The following is a 20,576-nucleotide window of genomic DNA, read 5'->3' on the forward strand; positions in this document are numbered from 1 at the left end:
CAACCGGCTCGGTCAGCGCCTGTCGCCGCAGTTCGTCGTCATAAAAACATCATCGAAATGTCACGTTGTCATATTTCTGTCATTAACCATTGATTAAATGCGCGGGTCATCAACAACCCAAGACGGAACGACCGTCTCAAGAGGCTTTATGCAACACCATCACTCCTTGTCACAGCCGCCCGCGACCCGCGCCCTGTTCAACTGGATGAGTGTCATCGTACTGGTCTACCTGATCCTGGTTGCCGTGGGCGCCATCTCCCACGGCTTCAAAGATTTCTCCGGCGGCGCCGAGGGCGCAGCCCAGATCTTCGCCTTTGCCAACAACCCCTTTGTCGCCCTGCTGCTGGGTATTCTCGCTACCGCGCTGGTGCAATCCTCCAGCACCGTCACCTCGGTGATCGTCGGTCTGGTGGCTGGCGGCCTGCCCATCAGCATGGCCATCCCCATGGTGATGGGTGCCAACCTCGGCACCACCATCACCAACACCATCGTCTCCATGGGCCATGTGCGGGATCGCGCCGAGTTCCGCCGCGCCTTCGCCGCCGCCACCGTGCACGACTTTTTCAACCTGCTGGCGGTGTTCATCTTCCTGCCGCTGGAACTGATGTTCGGTCTGCTGCAACATAGCGCCGAGTGGCTGGCCAACCTGCTGGTAGGCTCCGCCAACATGTCGATGAAGGGCATGGACTTCATGAAGCCGCTGACCGCACCGGCCCAGCAGCTGATTGACAGCGCCGTGGCATTCCTGCCGGGCAAGGGTGCCGCCATCGCGACCATCATCATCGGTATCCTGCTGATCCTTGCCTGCGTCACTTATCTCGGCAAAGTGCTGCAACAGGTTTTGGTTGGTCGTGCCAAAGAAGTGCTGCACAAGGCGCTGGGCCGTGGCCCGCTGACCGGCATCACCTCCGGTGCGCTGGTGACCATCATGGTGCAGTCCTCCTCCACCACTACCAGCCTGATGATCCCGCTGGCCGGCGGCGGCGTGTTCAGCACCCGTCAGCTCTACCCCTTCACCCTGGGAGCCAATATCGGGACCACCATCACCGCCCTGCTGGCTGCCACCGCCATCAGCGGAGCCGGTGCCCAGCTGGCCCTGACCATCGCGCTGGTTCACGTGCTGTTCAACCTCTTTGCCGTGGTCATCATCTATGGCATCCCCTTCCTGCGCGACCTGCCGGTGCGCGCCGCCGAGGGGCTGGCCCGGGTAGGCAGCGAGAACAAGCTGCTGGCACTGGGTTATGTGGCGGGTCTCTTCTTCGCCCTGCCCGCCCTGATGATGGTGGCCGCCAAGTAAGCGCCGCCGCCATAAAAAGGGGCGAGTCACCGACTCGCCCCTTTTTGCGTCAAGCTCGCCGGGCTTTGCCTGCCCACTCACATCCTCCCGCCCTGTGGCTCGCCATCAGGGGCGGTGCGCGATAAGATGGCGCCCTCATTGCACTTTTTACATTTCATGGAACAGGAAAAACCGATGAAATTCATACTGATCGCGCTGCTCATCGCCGGTGTGGCCTACTACTTCTACTCCAGCAGCAATAACAAGAAGCTGGCGGCTGACAACGTGCGGATTGGCGCCGAGTTCCTCGCCAGCAACAAGGAGAAGCCGCTGGTGACCACCACCGCCTCCGGCCTGCAGTACGAAGTGCTGACCCCGGGCACCGGCACCGTTCACCCCACCGCCACCAGCAAGGTGAAGGTGCACTACGAGGGCAAGCTGCTGGACGGCACCGTCTTTGACAGCTCGGTCGCCCGTGGCGAGCCCATCGAATTTGGCCTCAATCAGGTGATCGCTGGCTGGACCGAAGGGGTGCAGCTGATGGTGGAAGGTGAGAAGACCCGTTTCTACATCCCTGCCAACCTCGCCTACGGCGACCGCGCCGCTGGCAAAATCCCGCCGGGATCAGTCCTGATCTTTGACGTGGAGCTGCTGGGTATCCAGTAACTCGCTCTGCCATGCACCATCAGCAACAAGGCCAGCATCATGCTGGCCTTGTTGCTATGGGAACCTCACTCCCCCTTGGCGATCCCTTCCCGGCGCGGATCCGCTGCGCCAAACCAGCCGCCAGCGTTGCGCTCAACCCCCTGCAGGCCGGAGGTCTGCTCGTTCAATACCACTTCGTGTCCCCTCGCCTTCAATCCCTCGACCACCGACATGGGGGTGCGTCCCGCTTCCAGCTCGGTGGGGCCGTTGCGGCTGCCAAAGTTGGGCAGGTTGATGGCCTGTTGCAGGTTCAGGCCCCAATCCTGAGTGCCGAGCAGGGTCTTACCCACGTAGTTGATGATGGCGGAGCCCCCCGGAGAGCCCAGCGTCATGGTCAGCTCGCCACTTGGCTTGTCAAACACCAGCAGGGGTGACATGGAGGAGCGGGGCCGCTTGCCCGGCTCCACCCGGTTTGCCACCGGCAGACCGGCAGCATCTACCGAGGTGAAGGAGAAATCGGTGAGCTGGTTGTTGAGCAGGTAGCCGTTGACCATCTGACGCGATCCGAAACCATCCTCGATGGAGCTGGTCATGGAAATGGCCATCCCCGCCTTGTCGACAATCGAGACATGGCTGGTAGAAGGGAGTTCCGGAGTCGCATCCTTGCCGCGCGCCAGCGCCAGTGGCGGCGTACCGGGCTTGGCAATCCCCATGGAGTGCTGACCGACAAGCTTGCCGCGCTCGGCCAGATAGCCCTTGTCCAGCAACCCCTGCACCGGCACCCTGACAAAATCGCTGTCGGCGACGTACTGGTTGCGATCGGCGAAGGCCAGACGCGCAGCTTCGCTGTAGAGGTGGATAGCCTCGCTGGAAGCAGCCAGTCCCCCCTCTTTCGTGGTGATCGGCTTGAGGGCTGCCATATCGCGGCTCTCCAGCATGCCGAAGATCTGGCCGAGCGCCAGGGTGCCGGACGAGGGAGTGGGGAAACCGCAGATCTTGCTCTGGCGATAGTCAAAGCAGAGGCCATCCCGCACTTTGGCCTGATAGCTGGCCAGATCGGTGGCCGCCAGTACCCCGGGATTGGTGGGATGCTGGCGAACCTTGGCCACCATGGCATCCGCCAGCGGCCCCTGATAGAAGGCATCCACCCCCTCTGTGGCCAGAGTGCGCAACACCCTGGCCAACGCCGGGTTGGTCAGCCGGGTGCCCGCCGTTTTGGGGCTGCCATCCGTCTGATAGAAATAGGCTCGCGCCTGCGGATCCCGTGCCAGATAGGGATCCTTGGCCAGCAATGTGGCCAGCCGTGGACTTATTACAAATCCTTGTTCTGCCAGCGTGATGGCGGGCTCGAACAGCGCAGCCCAGGGCAACTTGCCATAACGCTGATGGGCCAGTGCCAGAGCGCGCAGGGTGCCGGGAACGCCGACCGAGCGGCCCCCCACCACCCCGTCATAAAACGCCAGCGACTTGCCATCTTGCATAAACAGCTGGTCGGTGGCGGCAGCCGGCGCCATCTCGCGGCCATCCACCGCACTCACCTTGCGGCCATCCCACACCAGCAGCAGCGTCCCGCCACCGATCCCGGAAGATTGCGGCTCCACCAGCGTCAACACCAACTGCACCGCAATGGCGGCATCGACAGCACTGCCACCGGCCTTGATGATCTGGTAGCCCGCATCCACCGCCAGCGGGTTGGCGGCCGCCACCATGAAATCATGGCCCTGCCAGCCCTGTTTGTCGGTCCAGCCACTGGCGGCTTCGGGTGCGATCAGGGTCTGGGCTGGCGGGGTGTAGTGAAAGCCGTTGTCACTGGCACAACCGGCCAGCAGGGCAAGGGCGACAGCCAGCCCCAGAGGTTTGCGCAACATGACACTCTCCTTGTCTGTTTTATGACCATGAAGAGGGACTATGTCACGATTGGCGCTGATAGCTCAAGTTATTGAACCAGATCAATATCTTACTCATCTATCAATAATGGCAATCCGCAATAGATATAAAAAAACCGCCCGAAGGCGGTTTTTACGATGGGATGGCAGAGGCCAAACAGGCGCAAGTCCGGTTAGATGGACTGCTCTTCGCCACCCAGGGCAGCAAACAGCGCCGGGATAAACTGGGACAGCTCGGAGGTCACCAGCGCGAAGTCCGCATCCAGACGGGCGGCCGGATCTTCGCTGGTGACATCGTCGTTCTGCTCGCGCAGCTCTTCGCTGAATTTCAGGCGTTTGATGGAGAGATCATCCCCCAGCACGAAGCTGACGGTCTCGCCCCAGTTGAGGGCCAGCTTGGTCACCAGCTTGTCGTTGGCCAGGTGGTTCTTGATTTCATCCGTCATCAGATCCTGCTGCTTGCAGCGGATGATGCCGCCGTGCTCCATGGCACTGCGCAGCTCGGCTTCGTCTTCCAGAGTGAAGGAGGCTGGCAGATTGCCCTCGTTCAGCCACTCGGTCATGGTGATCTCGGGCGGGTTCTTGAGGGCCACCGGCACCACCGGCAGAGAGCCGATGGATTTGCGCAGCAGCGCCAGCAGATCATCCGCCTTCTTGGCAGAACCTGCATCCACCACCATTAAATTGTCGGCCGGATTGATCCAGGCGAAGGTCTGGCTGGTACGACTGAAGGCACGGGGCAGCAGGGTGTGGAGGATCTCCTCTTTCAGCGCTTCCTTCTCTTTCTTCTTGAGGGCGCGTCCCTGTTCGAACTCGATCGCTTCTACCTTCTCGGCCAGCATCTCCTTGACCACGGTGCCGGGCAGCATCTTCTCCTCTTTGCGGGCGCAGATGAGGATGTGGCCGGAGGCAGAGTGGGTCAGGGTTGAGCCGAATTTGCCAAGGGGCTTGACCCACCCGAAACGGGAGATGTCCTGACTGCCGCAAGGGGTGAAGGCACAGGCTTCCAGCTGGGTTTCCAGCTGATCCACGGTCAGGTCAAAGGGGCGGGTAAAGCGATAAATCTGCAGGTTTTTAAACCACATGGCGTCCTCGGTCTCTAGATTGTCCGGCGGGCATTGTACTAGAGAGGCGCTTTGTGATCAGCCAATCATTCTCGCTAAATAAAGGGCGATCGACCTCACAGGGTCTCATTTATATCACCTGAACGGCCGTCAAGTTCCCCTAGACTGCGAGTGTACAAGTTGTTACCAAGGATGGATTTATGTTGCGGCCCAGTCGCCCGGAAGATATGGAAGAGATCGTCGAAATCTGGCTGCTGGCCTCCCTGCAGGCCCACGATTTCGTCGATGCCTCCTGCTGGTGGCAGGCCCAGGAGGATCTGCGTACCCGCTATCTCGATCGTGCCGCCATCTGGGTGTTTGAGGAGCGCGGCGATCTGCTCGGCTTTATGGCGCTGGTGGACAACTATCTCGCCGCCCTCTTTGTGCGTCCCGACCGTCAGGGTCGCGGTGTCGGCCACGCCCTGCTGCAGGAGGCCAAGCGTCAGGGGGCGTCGCTCTACGCCCGGGTCTTCGTCGAGAACGATCAGGCGGTACGTTTCTATCGTCGCCACGGTTTCGTCATCAAGGGTGAAGAGTCCGATCCCCTCACCGGTCACCCCCAGTACAAGATGTGCTGCGAACCCGCATGAACTGATGACAGACCGCTGTTTTACTTGAAAAAAGCACGGGGCATCCTCATCTTGTCTCCATCGGGTGCCGCGGGCACCATCCCTGCAACCGGGCTGCTTTCCAATGAAAATCCTCCATACCGCCGACTGGCATCTTGGCCATCAACTCCATGGTCATGACCGCCGTTTTGAACACGATGCCTTCCTCGACTGGCTGAGCGACACCCTCAAGGCGCGCGAGATCGACGCCCTGTTGGTAGCGGGCGATCTGTTTGATACCGCCAATCCCCCCGCCAGCGCCTGGCAACAACTCTACCGTTTTCTGGCGCGGCTGCGCGCCGAGATGCCCCACCTCAACATGGTGCTGATCGGCGGCAACCACGACTCTCCCTCCAAGCTCGATGCCCCCCACGAGCTGCTGCGCGCCTTTGATCTGCATCTGGTGGGCAGCATCAGTCGCGACAGTGAGGGCAAGCTCGAGACCGACCGCCTGCTGGTACCGCTGCAAGACAAGGAGGGCAACATTGCCGCCTGGTGCGCCGCCGTGCCGTTCCTGCGCAGCAGCGACTTGCGGGTGGAGCCGTTGGAAGAAGGGCAGGACCGGCTGATCGAAGGGGTACGCCAAATCTACGCCGAGGTATTGGCCGAAGGGCGCGCCCGCTGCGGGGAGGGTCTGCCGCTCATCGCCATGGGCCATGCCTATCTGGCGGCGGGCCAGCTCTCGGAGCTGTCGGAGCGGCGGGTGCTCGGCGGCAACCAACACGCACTGCCTGCCGAACTCTTTGCCGGTGCCGACTACACGGCGCTCGGCCACCTCCATCTGGCCCAGAGCCCGGCCGAGGGGGTGCACTACAGCGGCTCGCCGCTGCCGCTTTCGCTGGCCGAAGCCAACTACAACCATCAGGTGCTGGAAGTGACCTTTTCAGAGGGGAAACTGGCCGGGCTGGAGCGGATCCCGGTACCCCGCGCGGTGGAGATGATCCGCCTGCCCCAGAGCAGCCTCGACGACGCACTCCAAGCCATCGCATCGCTCGAGCTGCCTGCTTGTCCACAAGAGGCACAACCCTTCCTCGAAGTGCGGCTGCTGCTGCCCAAGCCAGAAGCGCGCATCCGCGAGCGCATTCTCGCCGCAATCGCAGACAAACCGGTGCGTCTGGCCCGCATCAGCACCCAGTATCAGGGCTCGGGCGAAGGGCTGGCCGATGGTCGCGAGCGGCGCAGGCTCGATGAGCTCTCCCCCACCGAGGTGTTTCGCCTCTGCTATCAGCGCCAGTTTGAAGGGGAGCCCGAGGCTGGGCTGGTTGCCTCGTTTGAAGAGATCCTGGAGCAGGTGAAGGAGTCAAACCAATGAAAATCTTGTCTCTGTCTGGTGAGAATCTGGCCAGTCTGACCGGCACCTTCACCATCGACTTTACCAGGGGGGCGCTCGGCGCTGCCGGCCTGTTTGCCATCACCGGCAATACCGGCGCGGGCAAGAGCACATTGCTCGACGCCATTTGTCTGGCCTTATACGACGAAATGCCGCGCTTTATCGCCAATCGCAAGAACGTGGCCGAAGTGGGCCGCATGGATGACGAGGAGAAACTCAAGGCCAACGATGTGCGCGGCATCCTCAGCCGCGGTCACGCCAGCGGCTTTGCCGAGGTGCAATTTCGCGGCTGTGATGGCCGCATCTGGCTGGCCCGCTGGGCGGTACGCCGGGCACGCAACCGCTCGGAAGGGCGCTTTCAGGCGCAGGAGCGCACCCTGACCGATGTGGCGTCGGGGCAGGTTTTCTCCGGCAGCAAGCGGGAGCTGCAGGATCGCATCGACGAGCTGGTGGGTCTCTCTTGGGAGCAGTTCCGCCGCGCGGTGATCCTGCCGCAGGGGGAATTTGCCGCCTTCCTCAAATCGGATGCCAACGAGCGCTCCGCCCTGCTCGAACGGATGACCGGCACCGAGCTCTACTCCGCCATCTCCATCCAGACCTATGAACGGGCGCGGGAAGAGCAGCAGAAGCTGGCCACCATCGCCCAGCGCCTCGGCGACGTGGCGCTGATGGATGAAGCGACCCGCGAACAGTGGGTAAGCCAGCAGGTGAGCCTCTCTACCACCCTCAAACACGAGCAGCAACAGCAGCAGTTGATGCAGGATCTGCGCGACCTCAATAGCCGCATTGCCGCCCAGTTGCAAGGCTGCGCCGAGGGACAGGCGGTGCTAGATGCCGCCCTGCAGGCCCACGGCGCCGCTGCGCCCGAGCGCGACGAGTTTGCCCGCGCCGAGCAGGCCCAGGTGGCCCGCGCCGATCACGACGAGCTGGCCCGCCTCACTCTGGAAGTGCAGCAGCAGGAGAAGGTGATCGCCGAACTGGGGCCTGAGCTGGCCAAACTCGAGGAGCAGACCCAGCAGAGCGCGCTGACCGAGCAGCAGCTGCTGGCTGAGAAGATCGCCGCCGAGCGGGAATGGGGCGCCCTGCAACCCGAACTCAAGCGGGCGCAGGAGCTCGATACCCGCATCCGGGAAAAAGTGCAGCAGTTGCAGAAGATCCAGCAGGAGGGGGCACAGGAGCGAGAAGTGCAACTCACGCTGGAGCAGGGCTGGCGCGAGCAGAGCCGACAGGTAGAACTGCTCAAGCAGCAGCACCAGCAGTGGGGACTCTGGCTCGAAGAGCACAAGGAGCTGGCACCGGTTGCTCGCCAGTGGCAGCCCCTGCTCACCGCCATGCAGGATTGGGCCGAGGATGCCGACAAGCTACAACAGCTGCTCACCCTGCGGGATCACAAGCTGCGCACCCTGCAGCAGTTGTTGCGCCAGCTGGAGCAAGGTCAGCAGGAGCGCGACTACTGGCAACATGAACAAGCTCGGCTGCAACAGCAACAGAACGAGCTGCAGGAGCAGCAGTGGGAGAGCCGCCTCGCCAAGGCGCAGGAGCAGTGGCAGCAGCAGACCGAACAGCTGAGTCAGCTGCGCCAGTTGCTGGAGCTGGCCGATTACGGCCGCAACCACGGCGAACAGCATGGCCGCTTGCAGCAGGAGATTGCCCAGCTGGAGCAGGCGCTGGGCAAGCTCGCCACCCTAGGCGAAGAGCTGGCCCCCGCCCGCGAGCGGCTCGCCCTGCAGCGGGATGAGGCGCGCCATGCGCTGGAGCAGTCCCGCGCCATCGCCAGCTTCGAGCAGTATCGCCATATCCTGAGCGATGGAGAACCTTGCCCGCTGTGCGGTTCCGGAGAGCACCCCTACAGCCAGAGCCAGCCTCAGGTGGCGGGGATCCTGGGTCAGCTGGCGGAGCGGGCCCGCAGCCTCGAACTGGAGTGGGAACGGCTCAACCATCAATACATTCAGTGCGAGAGCGAACGTCAGGAGCTGGCCCGCCAGCTGGCGGTGCGTCAGCAACATCTGCCGGAGCTGGAAACCCGCGCCGAGCAGCTGACCCAGCGCTGGCAACAGCTGGGGGGCGATACCCTGCTCGGCCATTCGCTGCCGCTGCGCCAAAGCCCCATTGAGTGGAACGAGCTGATGAGCACACTGCTTGGGCGTGGCCAGGCGCTGGAGCAGGGGTTGGCCCAGAGCCAGCAGCAGCTGCGTCAGGCCCAGCTTGGCCAACAACAGCTGCAAGGGGTGCGTCAGCAACTTAGCCAGTTGGCTGCCCAGCACCAGCAGTTTGACCAGCAGTGGCAGGAGGCCGACCGCCAGCGCATCGCACTGGAAGGGGAAGTGAAGGGGATGGGCGAGCAGGAGGCGACCCTGCGCCAGCGCCTTGAGCAAGGCGCCCACCGCCTCGACGAGCAGATGGGCGGCCAACCGTGGCGCCAGTGGCTCGGCAGCCAGCAGTGGCACGAGTGGCAGCGAGCCTGCGAAGCCTGGCTGCACGGCCAGAGCGAGTGGGAGCGGCTGGCCAGCGAGATCGCCAGCCTCACCCCGGCCCTGAGCGCACAGGAAGCGCGCCTGCAGACCCAGCGCGAGCTGCTGCACAAACTCGAGCGGGACTACAAGGAGCACGAACAGCAGCGTCAGGGGCTGCTCACCAGCCGTGCCGCCTGTCTGGGTGGCGAGGAGATCCCGCTGGTCGAGAGCCGCTGGCAGCAACGACTGCAACAACTCGCCAGCGAACTGGAGCTGATGCAAAGCGGCGGCCGTGCTCTGCGGGAGCGGCAGACTGAACTCAAGACCCGCCTCACCCATGTGGAGCAGGAAAAGCAGACCAGCAGCCGCCGCAAGCGGGAGGTGCTGGGGCGCTGGGCTGCCCACGCCAGCACCCTTGGCATTGCCGAGTACGACCTTCGCCGCCTGCTCGCCATCAGCCCCGATGAACTCAAGGCTCGCCGCTCTGCCCTGCAAGGGCTGGAAGATGCCCTTGGTGAAGCGCGTACCCGCCTTGCCGAGCGGCAACGGGCGCTGGCGCTGGAGGAGAGCAAGCGGGATCGCTATCGCGAGCACCATCCCGAGCTGGCCGCCCTGCCGGATGCAGAGCTGAGCGAGCAGCTGACGGCGCTCGATGCCCGTTGTCGCGCCCTTGAAGAGCAGCTGTTCGAGTGCAAGAGCAAGCTGGCACAGGCCGAAGCCGCAGCGCTCAAGGCGGGCAGCCTGCAACAGGAACTGGCCGCCCAGCAGGCGGTGGCCGACCACTGGCAGCAGCTGTGCGATCTGATCGGGCAGGCCAACGGCGCCAAGTTCCGCACCTTCGCCCAGAGCCTCACCCTCGAGCGTCTGCTGCTGGAGGCCAACGCCCAGCTCGCCGAGCTCTCGCCCCGCTACCGACTGGAGCGGGTGCCCGGCACCGATCTGGCGCTGCAGGTGGTGGATCTCGATATGGGGGACGAGGTGCGCTCGGTGGACTCTCTCTCCGGCGGCGAGAGTTTTCTGGTGTCGCTGGCGCTGGCGCTGGCCCTCTCCAGCCTCTCGTCACGCCAGACCCAGGTCGAGTCGCTGTTTATTGACGAAGGGTTCGGCACCCTCGATCCGGACAGTCTGGATCTGGCGCTCGCCAGCCTCGACTCCCTGCAGGCCGCCGGTCGCCAGATCGGGGTCATCTCCCACGTCCAGACGCTGGTAGAACGGATTGGCGTGCAGATCAGAGTCGAAGCCCTCGGCGGCGGCGAGAGCCGGGTAGTGGTCCCCTGAGTAGCATCAGCTCAATCACCAGTACCATCGGCTAAATCACTACGCCGGAAATAACAAGACCCCGCCAATTGGCGGGGTCTTGTTGAGAGGCTATCAGCCGAAGCGGTAGGCGCCCATATAGAGGCTGCCGCCATCCCAGCTCTCGTGCAGCCGAGCGGGCGCCACACCATCAGCGGCCCCCAACGCCACAAAGAGTGGGCGCAGATGATCGTCGTGGGGATGGGACTCCACCGCGCCTGGAGCCAGCCGACGATAGTCGAGCAGCGCCAGCCGATCCTCGTCGGCCATCTTCTGCTCCAGCCAGTCGACAAACAGGCTGGCCCACTCCGGCACTGGCGAGCCTTCCGGTGCCAGCGCCCGCAGGTTGTGGGTGATGGCGCCGGAGGCGAGGATGCCAATCCCCTGACTGCGCAGTGCCCCCAACACCTCTCCCAACTGCCACAACTGGGCCGGGGTGAAGCTCGCGGGAATGGAGACCTGCACCAGCGGGATCTCGCTGTTTGGGTCGATCAGAGATAGGGGCGACCAGACTCCGTGATCCAGCTCGCGCCGCACCGGGGTGGCGGTCAGTCCGGCCAGTGCCAGCTGGTCGCTCACCCCTTGTTGCAGCCACTCGGGGCTGCTGGCAGGCCAGCGCATCCGGTAGAGGGGCTCGGGGAAGCCGTAAAAGTCGTACATCAAGGCCGGTTTGGGCTCGACGTTGATCTGCAGCTCGCGGCTGAACCAGTGGGCGGAGATGACCACCAGCCCCTTGAGCTCACCCAGACGCAGGGTTCGCAGAAAGCGGGTGGCGGGTTGCTCACGCAGCACCAGATCCGGTGCGCCGTGAGAGATAAACCAGACGGGGGCGAGGGACATAAAGCAGACTCCAACAAAGTATCAGGGGGCGATACCGGAGGGGATATCGCTGTTGGAATCGATTATCCTCCCGCCATGAAAGGTGGACAATCCAGCAAGATAGATAAGAACTATCAACTAATGGTTGATAATTTCACGCCTTCACGACCGGTAAGCAGCAATAGATATCAAGGCTGCGGTGCATCCGGCAGCGGTCGGGCTGCACGAAGCGCCATCCGGGTCGCTGCACTGTGATCCTGCCACTCTCGCCACGCCAATCCCTCGGCGGCCGCCTCCCCTTTCACCGGATGGGAGAAGATCGCCAGCAGACCGGCATTGTCAGGCCAGTAGCGGGCTGGCAGCATCTGAACCAGCAGCAGGGCGGCGCCCAGCAAGAGCAGAGCCCATCCGGTTTCATGGCTGTTTTTCATCCCGACCTCCTTCACCCGCGCGCCAATGAACTAACATTTTTGCGCAAGCCGGTGACAAGACGGTGACAGCGGACGGGTGGTCATTTTACAACATCTGAACCTCAACCCGGCCAAACAACCACAGATGGTAACATTTGTATCCCTTCAGCCCGAACCTGTGGCCGTATGCTCTAAAATGTGACTCACAGGAAAACGTTATCCCTGAAAAGAAAACGTTATCTGGTCAAAACGTTGTTTCTGGATCATAAAAAGATTCCAAAAACTGGTGTATATTGCTCGGCGGAAATTCCTTAACCATGAAGATTGACATGAAAAAGACCAAAATTGTCTGCACCATCGGTCCGAAGACCGAATCCAAAGAAATGCTGGCCAAAATGCTGGACGCCGGCATGAACGTCATGCGCCTGAACTTCTCCCACGGTGACTACGCCGAGCACGGCAGCCGTATCAGCAATCTGCGCGCTGTGATGGCCGAGACCGGCAAGCACGCAGCTATCCTGCTGGACACCAAGGGTCCGGAAATCCGTACCATGAAGCTGGAAGGCGGCAACGACGTCGCGCTGGTCGCTGGCCAGACTTTCACCTTCACCACCGACCAGACCGTGGTTGGCAACAAAGACAAAGTGGCCGTGACCTATGCAGGTTTCGCCAACGATCTGCGCGTCGGCAACCGCATCCTGGTTGATGACGGCCTGATCGGTCTGGACGTTATCGAAATCACCGAGCGCGAAGTTATCTGTAAAGTGCTGAACAACGGTGATCTGGGCGAGAACAAAGGCGTTAACCTGCCGGGCGTCTCCATCAAGCTGCCGGCCCTGGCCGAGAAAGACAAGCGCGACCTGATCTTCGGTTGCGAGCAAGGCGTTGATTTCGTTGCTGCTTCTTTCATCCGTAAGAAAGAAGACGTTCTGGAAATCCGTGAGCACCTGAAAGCCCACGGTGGCGAGAACATCCAGATCATCTCCAAGATCGAAAACCAGGAAGGTCTGGACAACTTCGACGAGATCCTGGCTGTTTCCGACGGCATCATGGTTGCTCGTGGCGACATGGGTGTAGAGATCCCGGTTGAAGAGGTTATCTTCGCCCAGAAGATGATCATCGCCAAGTGCAACAAAGCCCGCAAAGTGGTTATCACTGCCACCCAGATGCTGGACTCCATGATCAAGAACCCGCGTCCGACCCGCGCCGAAGCTGGCGACGTGGCCAACGCCATCCTGGACGGTACCGACGCAGTGATGCTGTCCGGTGAATCCGCCAAGGGTAAGTACCCGCTGGAAGCCGTGACCATCATGGCCACCATCTGCGAGCGTACCGATGCCGTGATGCCGTCCAACCTGTCTGCTGCAAACGACAGCAACAAGCTGCGCATCACCGAAGCCGTATGTAAAGGCGCCGTAGAGACCTCCGAGAAGCTGGACGCCCCGCTGATCGTGGTTGCTACCGAAGGCGGCAAATCTGCCAAGGCCATTCGCAAGTACTTCCCGAAAGCCTGGATCCTGGCTATCACCACCAACAAGAAAACTGCTGCCCAGCTGGTTCTGACCAAGGGTGTGGTTGCTCACGTGGTTGACAGCATCGCCTCTACCGACGATTTCTATCGCATCGGTAAAGAAGCCGCGCTGGAAATCGGCATGGGTCTGAAAGGTGACGTGGTTGTGATGGTCTCCGGTGCTCTGGTACCGAGCGGCACCACCAACACCGCTTCTGTTCACGTTCTTTAATCAGAGCTGAACGAGTTGAAAACGGCGCCTGCGGGCGCCGTTTTTTTTGTCCCTCCCCCCTGCTTACCTGACAAGCCCGGTGTTAGAATCCACGCGAATTTAATCTATGCGGGAAATCTCCCGAATATCGCGTAATAACCCGGAAGTTATATGCCCTCAATACGTTTTAAAAGAGTCTCGGCCACCCTGTTGCCGCTGCTCTGTCTCCTTGCCAGCCTCTGCGTGCCGCAAGCCATGGCGCAAGATGTCCCCTCTCGCAACGCAGTTCAGCGAGCGCTGGATGGTCTGGGTAAATCAGAGACCCTGACCGTCAGTCAGCAAGCGGATCAGAAGTTGCTGACCGAAACCCTCGGTCTGCTCGACAGCATCGACAAGGAAGAGGCGAAGGCCAAGACCCAGGCCCAGCGGATCCGCAACCTGCCCACCGAACTCAGAGAGATCAGTGCCAAGCTCGATGCCCTGACCAAGGGCAAGAGTGCCGAGCAGATCAAGAGCGAATACGCCAGCATGAGTCTGGCAGAGCTCGACAGCCGTCAGCCGGAAGTGCTGGCCAACATGCAGGCGGCCCAGGAGGCCCTCGGCGCCATCGGCAGCCAGCTCACCAGCTTGCAGACCCTGCCGGAGCGCGCCCAGGCCAGCATGAGCCGCGCCTACCAGCGCAGTCAGGAGATCCGTACCCGCCTCAACGCCGGTGAAAGCGTCTCCAGCGCCGAGAAGATGAAGCTCGGTGCCGAGCTGGCCCTGCTCGACCTGCAACTGGCCCACCTGCAAAAGGAGCTGGATAACCGTACCAGCATGCAAGATCTGGCGATCAAGCAGCGCGACTACCAGAGTGCCCGTCTCGCCAGCGAAGAGCAGAAACTGCAGCTGTTGCAGGATCAGAGCAGCGCCAAGCGCCTCGGCGACACCGAAAAAACCGCCGAGCAGACCGGTGAACTGGTGGCGACCGAAGACAGCCCGCTGGTGCAAAAAGAGCAGGAGCTCAACCACCAGCTCAGCCAGCAGCTGATCGGTGCCACCACCAGCCTCAACTCGCTGGTCCAGAAAAACCTGCAAGCCAAGAGCTGGCTGGAGCGCGGCATCCAGACCGAGCGCAACCTCAATGAACAGGTGCAGATGCTCAAGGGCAATCTGCTGCTGTCACGCATCCTCTATCAGCTCTACCAGCAGCTGGAAGCGGCGCCCACCATCGCCGTCAAAAACCTGGAAGAGCAGATCGCCGATCTGCATCTGGCCCAGTTTGAACTGAGCCAGCAGCGTGACCAGCTGTTCCAGAAGAACCTCTATCTGGACAATCTGATCGCCGGCAGCAAGGATCCGGTCAGCGAGGAGGACAAGGAGAACCTTGCCAAGCTGCTCGATACCCGCATCAATCTGCTCGATCAGCTCAACCGCCAACTCGACAGCCAGCTTACCAACGCCATCAGCCTGCAGCTGACCCAGCAGCAGCTGGCGCGGGTCTATGCCTCTATCGAATTTACCCTGCAGCAACACATCTTCTGGGTAAGCAGCAACAAGCCCATCGACAGCAAGTGGTTTATCAGCTGGCCCGCCCAGGCCTACAAACAGGCCTCCGACTGGGTATTGAAACCGGACTGGAAACGCTGGCGCGAAGAGCTGCTGGGGATCTCCCTGCTTGCCTTCCCGCTGCTGCTGATCGGCGGCCTGCTGGTCTGGAAACGTCCGGCGCTGGTTGAGCGCGAGAAGAAGATCACCAAGGACCTTGGCCGTTTCCGTCAGGACAGCCAGTGGCACACCCCGCGCGCCCTGCTCTATACCGTGCTGCAACGCCTGCCGGGCAGCATGTTCATTCTGGCTGGCGGTCTGCTGCTCACCTACTGCGGTCTGCTCAGTCCCAAGCTGATGTTCCAGATCACCCTGAACCTTGCCCTCGGCTATCTGGTATTCAGCGTCTATCTGGCGGTGATGCGCCCGGGCGGCATCGCCGAAACCCACTTCCGGATCCCGAAAGCGGAGCTGCAGGCCAAGCGCAACAGCATGCGCTACATCTGGTTACCACTGCTGCCGCTCATCATGCTCGCAACCAAGGCGGTGGTTGAACCCTCCACCCTGGGCAACGACGTGATCGGCCAGGCCATGACCCTGACCCTGCTGGGGCTGGCCGCCTATCTGGTGTTCCCCATCTCCCGCGCCCGCATCAAGGGCGAGGCGAGCATGCAGAAGTCGCTGATCGCCATCGCCCTGGCGCTGGCGCCGGTGGCGCTGATCGTGCTGGCTGTGCTCGGTTACTACTACACCGCGCTGAAGCTGACCGGTCGCCTGATCGAATCCTTCTACCTCATCATCATCTGGAGCTTGGTCTACCGCACCGCCCTGCGTGGTCTGGAGCTGGCTGCCCGTCGTCTGGCCTACCGCCGAGCGGTGGCCAAGCGTGAGCACAAATCTTCGGAAGATGCGGAAGGTGGCGAGTCCATCGAAGAGCAGCCCATGGACCTGGAGGATGTCAGCCAGCAATCCCTGCGTCTGACCCGTACCGTGCTGATGCTGATCTTCGGTGTCGCCTTCTACTGGCTCTGGTCCGATCTGGTCGCGGTCTTCTCCTACCTCGACAGCATGGTGCTGTGGCACCGCAGTGAAGGCACCGGCGCCAACGCCGTGCTGTTCCCCATCAGCCTGAGTGACGTGCTGATCGGCTTCCTGCTGCTCGGCGGTGCCTGGTCACTGGCGCGCAACCTGCCCGGCTTGCTGGAGGTGCTGGTGCTCTCCAAGCTCAACCTGGCTCAGGGGACCGCCTACGCCATCACTACCATGCTCAACTACGTGCTGATCGGCTTTGGCTCCCTCACCGCTCTCTCCATGATGGGCGTACAGTGGGACAAGCTGCAGTGGGTAGCGGGTGGTCTGTCAGTCGGTATCGGTTTCGGCATGAAGGAAATTCTTTCCAACTTCGTCTCCGGCATCATCATCCTGTTCGAGCGTCCGGTGCGGATCGGTGACACCGTCACCATCGGCTCCTTCTCCGGTACCGTCTCGCGGATCCGCATTCGCGCCACCACCCTGACCGACTTCGACCGCAAAGAGGTGATCATCCCCAACCAGCAGCTGATGACAGAACGGCTCATCAACTGGTCGCTGAGTGACACCGTCACCCGGGTGATCGTACGGGTGGGCGTGGCGTATGGCTCGGATCTCGAGCTGACCCGCACCCTGCTCAAGCAGGCGGCCGACGAAAACAGCCGCGTGCTGAAAGACCCGGCTCCCATCGTCTACTTCCTCACCTTTGGCGCCAGCACGCTGGATCACGAGCTGCGCTTCTTCGTGAGCGAACTGGGTGATCGCAACCCGGCGGTAGACGAGTTGAACCGCAAGATCGACCAGCTGTTCCGCGAGAACGGCATCGAGATCGCCTTCAACCAGATGGATGTCTACATCAAGAACATGCAGGGCGAAGAGCAGAAGGTGGAGTCCAACTCCGCCGCTCTGCCACCTCCCGCGGAAGATGGCAAGCAGCCAGCCTGATAGCGAACTGCACTGATCTGATGACAACAGCCGCTCACCCAGGTGAGCGGCTTTTTTATGTTCCCGTTGCCACGACCGTCCACTCAGGCAACCGCCGGAGAGTGATAAATGAGTTTACCCGCTGCGGTCTCTCACCTAATGTAGGCTGACGAACGGGAGAGCAGGGAGCCGCGTTTTCGCCCATGGATGACCAACAACTAGAGCACATTCTGTTTCGCTCCTTTGATGTGATCCCGCTCCCAATCCTGGTGTCCGAGTCGACAGCCAGCCAGGGTCATATGTCACCCGACCGGATCCCCCTGCGTCGCCATCTCTTCCTCAACAGGGCCTTTCGCGAACAGCTGGGCTATGAGCTGCAGGATCTGCCGGACATGGAGAGCTGGTTTCACCTCGCCTATCCCGATGAGAGCTATCGCAACTCGGTAATTCAGGCCTGGCATAACCAGATAGAGCAGAGCCTGCACCATGGACTGGAGGTCGCCGAGATGCCGGCGCTGATCCGATGCAAGAGTGGCCACTCTCGCTGGTTTATCGTCACCGCCCAGCTGGGGGCAGATGCCATCCCGGATAGCCATATCGTCACCTTTCGCGATATCCACGACCTGCAATGCATGGTAGAAGAGGTGAGCCGCCTCTCCTGCACCGATCCCCTCACCGAACTGACCAACCGGCGTGGCGCCCAGCAACAGCTGCAGGCTCTCTGGTTGCAGGGCCAGCCCCTCTCGGTGGTGTTGGGAGATATCGACCATTTCAAGCAGGTCAACGACCGCTACGGCCATCCTGCGGGCGATGCCGCACTCTGCGCCGTCGCCCATGCCATGGCGGGCCAGTTGTTGCCCGGGGAAAGCCTGGCCCGTTGGGGTGGAGAGGAGTTTCTGTTGATCCTGCCAGACTGCAGCATTGAGCAGGCGGCACAACGTGCCGAGCAACTGCGCCAGCATGTCAGTACCACCCGCTTGCCATGGCAAGGAGAACAGATCGCGCTAACCATCAGTCTGGGGTGTGCCGGCATGAAGGGTCAGGAGAGCATCGACTATCTGCTGATGATGGCAGACCGAGCCCTTTATCAGGCGAAGGAGCAGGGACGTAACCGGGTGGTCATGTCGGCACAATAGCCTGATAGCCAGAAAGGGAAGCTCGCACGCAACCATAAAAAAACCGAAGCACCAGGCTTCGGTTTTTTACTGCGGCAACTGGCATAGGCCAGCCGACCATTACTTCTTGATGCGGATAACCGGAGTCTCGCCCACAGTCACGGCACCAGTCATCTTCACCAGCTCTTTGATCTCGTCCATGTTGGAGATGACCACCGGAGTCAGGGTAGATTTGGCTTTTGCTTCCAGAACGGCCAGATCGAATTCGATGATGGTGTCACCGCGCTTGACCTGCTGGCCTTCCTGAGCGATACGCTTGAAGCCTTCGCCTTTCAGTTCAACGGTGTCGATACCGAAGTGAACGAACAGCTCGATACCAGAGTCGGACTCCAGAGAGAACGCATGGTTGGTCTCGAAGATTTTGCCGATGGTGCCGTCGCACGGAGCAACCATCTTGTTGCCAGCCGGCTTGATGGCGATGCCGTCACCCACGATCTTCTCGGCGAAGACAACGTCAGGCACATCTTCGATCGGCACGATTTCGCCAGACAGCGGAGCAAAGATTTCGATGCCGCCGGTATCAGCGCTATCGTCGGACACCAGTTTCTTCAGTTTGTCGAACAGACCCATAGTAAAAGCTCCTAAAGATGATTTGTCGCTGTTTGCAGCCGATCTTAGCAGACTGCCTTCTGCTTGATAAAGTTATCTACGCACGCTTCGATTTCAGCAGCGGTGGCAAAGCTCAATGCCTGGTCAGCCATTGCCTTCACATCTTCGAAGCTGGTGTTGCGGATAAGCTTCTTGATACGCGGTACAGAGATGGCGCTCATGGAGAACTCATCCAGACCCATACCCAGCAGCAGCAGGGTGGCGCGCTCGTCACCAGCCAATTCACCACACATACCGGTCCACTTGCCTTCGGCGTGGGAAGCATCGATAACCATCTTGATCAGGGTCAGGACGGAGGGTGACAGCGGGTTGTACATAGCGGAGATCATCTCGTTACCGCGATCGACAGCCAGGGTGTACTGGGTCAGGTCGTTGGTACCGATACTGAAGAAATCCACTTCCTTGGCCAGATGATGAGCCATCACGGCAGCGGCCGGGGTCTCGATCATGATACCCACTTCGATGGATTCATCAAAGGCTTTGCCTTCAGCACGCAGTTCGGCTTTCAGCGTCTCCACGGTAGCTTTCAGGCTACGGAACTCTTCGACAGAGATGATCATCGGGAACATGATGCGCAGTTTGCCGAAGGCAGACGCACGCAGAATGGCCCGCAGCTGAGCGTGCATGATGTCTTCGCGGTCGAAGAAAATACGCACGGCACGCCAGCCCAGGAAGGGGTTCATCTCTTTCGGGAAATTCATGTACGGCAGCTCTTTGTCGCCGCCAATGTCCATGGTACGCACGATGATCGGCTGATCCGGCATCGCTTCGGCCACTTCTTTGTAGGCTTTGAACTGCTCGTCTTCGGTCGGCAGCGCGTCACGGTCCATGAACAGGAACTCGGTACGGTACAGACCCACGCCTTCGGCGCCATTACGGATGGCACCTTCGGTATCCTTGACGGTACCGATGTTGGCGCACACTTCGACCTGGTGACCATCCAGCGTGATGGCAGGCAGATCTTTCAGCTTGGCCAGCTCATCTTTCTCGGCCTGGAACTGAGCCTGGAACTTCTTGGCTTCGGTCAGCTGTTCAGCGGTCGGATTGATGATGATCTGGTTGTTGATCGCATCCAGCACCAGCATGTCACCGTTCTTGACGCGCTCGGTGATGTCGTTGGTGCCTACCACGGCCGGCAGCTCCAGGGAGCGGGCCATGATGGAGGTGTGAGAGGTACGGCCACCGATGTCGGTGACGAAACCCAGCACATATTTCAGGTTGATTTGAGCGGTTTCAGACGGGGTCAGGTCTTTGGCGACCAGGATCACCTCTTCGTCGATGGTGCTCAGGTTGACAACGGCGATGCCCAGTACGTTCTTGACCAGACGGGTACCGATGTCACGGAAGTCAGTAGCGCGTTCGCGCAGATAAGGGTCATCCAGCTCGGCCATCATCTTGGCGTACTGTTCGATCACCTCATAGATGGCTTTGTCAGCGGAAGCCTTGTTCTCTTTGATGAAGGATTTGATATCCCCTTCCAGCTCCTCATCTTCGAGCAGCATGATGTGGCCTTCGAAGATGGCCTCTTTTTCCTCACCGAAGGTGCGACCGGCCATCTCTTTGATGGCTTCCAGCTGGGTAGCTGACTTGGTACGAGCTTCGAGGAAACGGTTGATCTCGGCATCAATCTGGTCAGCAGAGATTTTGCCCTGATTGATAACGATTTCATCTTCTTTAAGAAGAAGCGCCTTACCGAATGCGATACCGGGGGACGCAAGAATGCCAGATATCATAATCCTTCCTATTAAAACGACTGTGGGGGAGG

General features: G+C 60.9%; 14 protein-coding genes. 8 read left to right on the forward strand and 6 right to left on the reverse strand.

What is annotated here, in order from left to right; all coding sequences use genetic code 11:
* The first annotated feature begins 148 nt into the window (after positions 1-148).
* Positions 149-1,297, forward strand: coding sequence for a sodium:phosphate symporter (locus G5306_RS06730; RefSeq protein ID WP_042052672.1), 1,149 nt, complete (start codon positions 149-151; stop codon positions 1,295-1,297).
* 174 nt (positions 1,298-1,471) lie between these two features.
* Positions 1,472-1,942, forward strand: a complete 471-nt coding sequence (locus tag G5306_RS06735) for an FKBP-type peptidyl-prolyl cis-trans isomerase (protein ID WP_005347462.1) — start codon at positions 1,472-1,474, stop codon at positions 1,940-1,942.
* Between the two features lie 65 nt (positions 1,943-2,007).
* Here G5306_RS06735 and ggt read toward each other — a convergent pair whose 3' ends face one another.
* A complete protein-coding gene (ggt, locus tag G5306_RS06740; protein ID WP_421312608.1) occupies positions 2,008-3,789 on the reverse strand; it encodes a gamma-glutamyltransferase in 1,782 nt (593 codons plus the stop codon).
* 191 nt (positions 3,790-3,980) lie between these two features.
* Entirely contained in the window at positions 3,981-4,892 is a 912-nt protein-coding gene (gene rdgC / locus G5306_RS06745; protein WP_005350107.1) for a recombination-associated protein RdgC, read from the reverse strand.
* Between the two features lie 179 nt (positions 4,893-5,071).
* Between rdgC and G5306_RS06750 the strand changes: the two genes are divergently transcribed.
* The 3 genes from G5306_RS06750 (at position 5,072) to G5306_RS06760 (ending at position 10,579) form a co-directional block, all read left to right on the forward strand.
* A complete protein-coding gene (locus G5306_RS06750; RefSeq protein ID WP_216978334.1) occupies positions 5,072-5,500 on the forward strand; it encodes a GNAT family N-acetyltransferase in 429 nt (142 codons plus the stop codon).
* Positions 5,501-5,603: 103 nt separating this feature from the next.
* The gene (locus G5306_RS06755; protein ID WP_421312609.1) at positions 5,604-6,830 is read left to right on the forward strand and encodes an exonuclease SbcCD subunit D C-terminal domain-containing protein; all 1,227 of its coding nucleotides are present in this window, start codon (positions 5,604-5,606) and stop codon (positions 6,828-6,830) included.
* Entirely contained in the window at positions 6,827-10,579 is a 3,753-nt protein-coding gene (locus G5306_RS06760; RefSeq protein WP_421312610.1) for an AAA family ATPase, read from the forward strand. The genes G5306_RS06755 and G5306_RS06760 overlap by 4 nt, the downstream gene beginning before the upstream one ends.
* Before the next feature lie 93 nt (positions 10,580-10,672).
* Here the strand turns inward: G5306_RS06760 and G5306_RS06765 are convergent, their stop codons facing one another.
* Entirely contained in the window at positions 10,673-11,437 is a 765-nt protein-coding gene (locus G5306_RS06765) for a DODA-type extradiol aromatic ring-opening family dioxygenase (RefSeq protein WP_216978331.1), read from the reverse strand.
* A gap of 167 nt (positions 11,438-11,604) precedes the next feature.
* Entirely contained in the window at positions 11,605-11,847 is a 243-nt protein-coding gene (locus G5306_RS06770) for a hypothetical protein (protein ID WP_216978330.1), read from the reverse strand.
* Positions 11,848-12,155: 308 nt separating this feature from the next.
* On the opposite strand from G5306_RS06770, the gene pykF reads away from it, so the two are divergent.
* The 3 genes from pykF to G5306_RS06785 all read left to right on the forward strand — a co-directional run bounded on the left by pykF (position 12,156) and on the right by G5306_RS06785 (position 18,163).
* Complete coding sequence (gene pykF / locus G5306_RS06775; RefSeq protein WP_031227651.1) at positions 12,156-13,568, forward strand: pyruvate kinase PykF; 1,413 nt, start codon at positions 12,156-12,158, stop codon at positions 13,566-13,568.
* A 150-nt stretch (positions 13,569-13,718) separates the two neighbouring features.
* A complete protein-coding gene (mscK, locus tag G5306_RS06780; protein ID WP_128836218.1) occupies positions 13,719-17,048 on the forward strand; it encodes a mechanosensitive channel MscK in 3,330 nt (1,109 codons plus the stop codon).
* A gap of 182 nt (positions 17,049-17,230) precedes the next feature.
* The gene (locus G5306_RS06785; protein WP_266134234.1) at positions 17,231-18,163 is read left to right on the forward strand and encodes a GGDEF domain-containing protein; all 933 of its coding nucleotides are present in this window, start codon (positions 17,231-17,233) and stop codon (positions 18,161-18,163) included.
* Positions 18,164-18,262: 99 nt separating this feature from the next.
* Here G5306_RS06785 and crr read toward each other — a convergent pair whose 3' ends face one another.
* Both crr and ptsI read right to left on the reverse strand, forming a co-directional pair.
* Positions 18,263-18,772 (reverse strand): PTS glucose transporter subunit IIA, encoded by a 510-nt coding sequence (gene crr / locus G5306_RS06790; RefSeq protein WP_216953167.1) that lies wholly within the window; start codon positions 18,770-18,772, stop codon positions 18,263-18,265.
* Between the two features lie 44 nt (positions 18,773-18,816).
* A complete protein-coding gene (gene ptsI / locus G5306_RS06795; protein WP_216978328.1) occupies positions 18,817-20,544 on the reverse strand; it encodes a phosphoenolpyruvate-protein phosphotransferase PtsI in 1,728 nt (575 codons plus the stop codon).
* Between the last annotated feature and the right edge of the window lie 32 nt (positions 20,545-20,576).

It is taken from the genome of Aeromonas sp. 603404 (assembly GCF_049171775.1).
In the GTDB taxonomy this organism is placed as follows: domain Bacteria; phylum Pseudomonadota; class Gammaproteobacteria; order Enterobacterales; family Aeromonadaceae; genus Aeromonas; species Aeromonas veronii_A.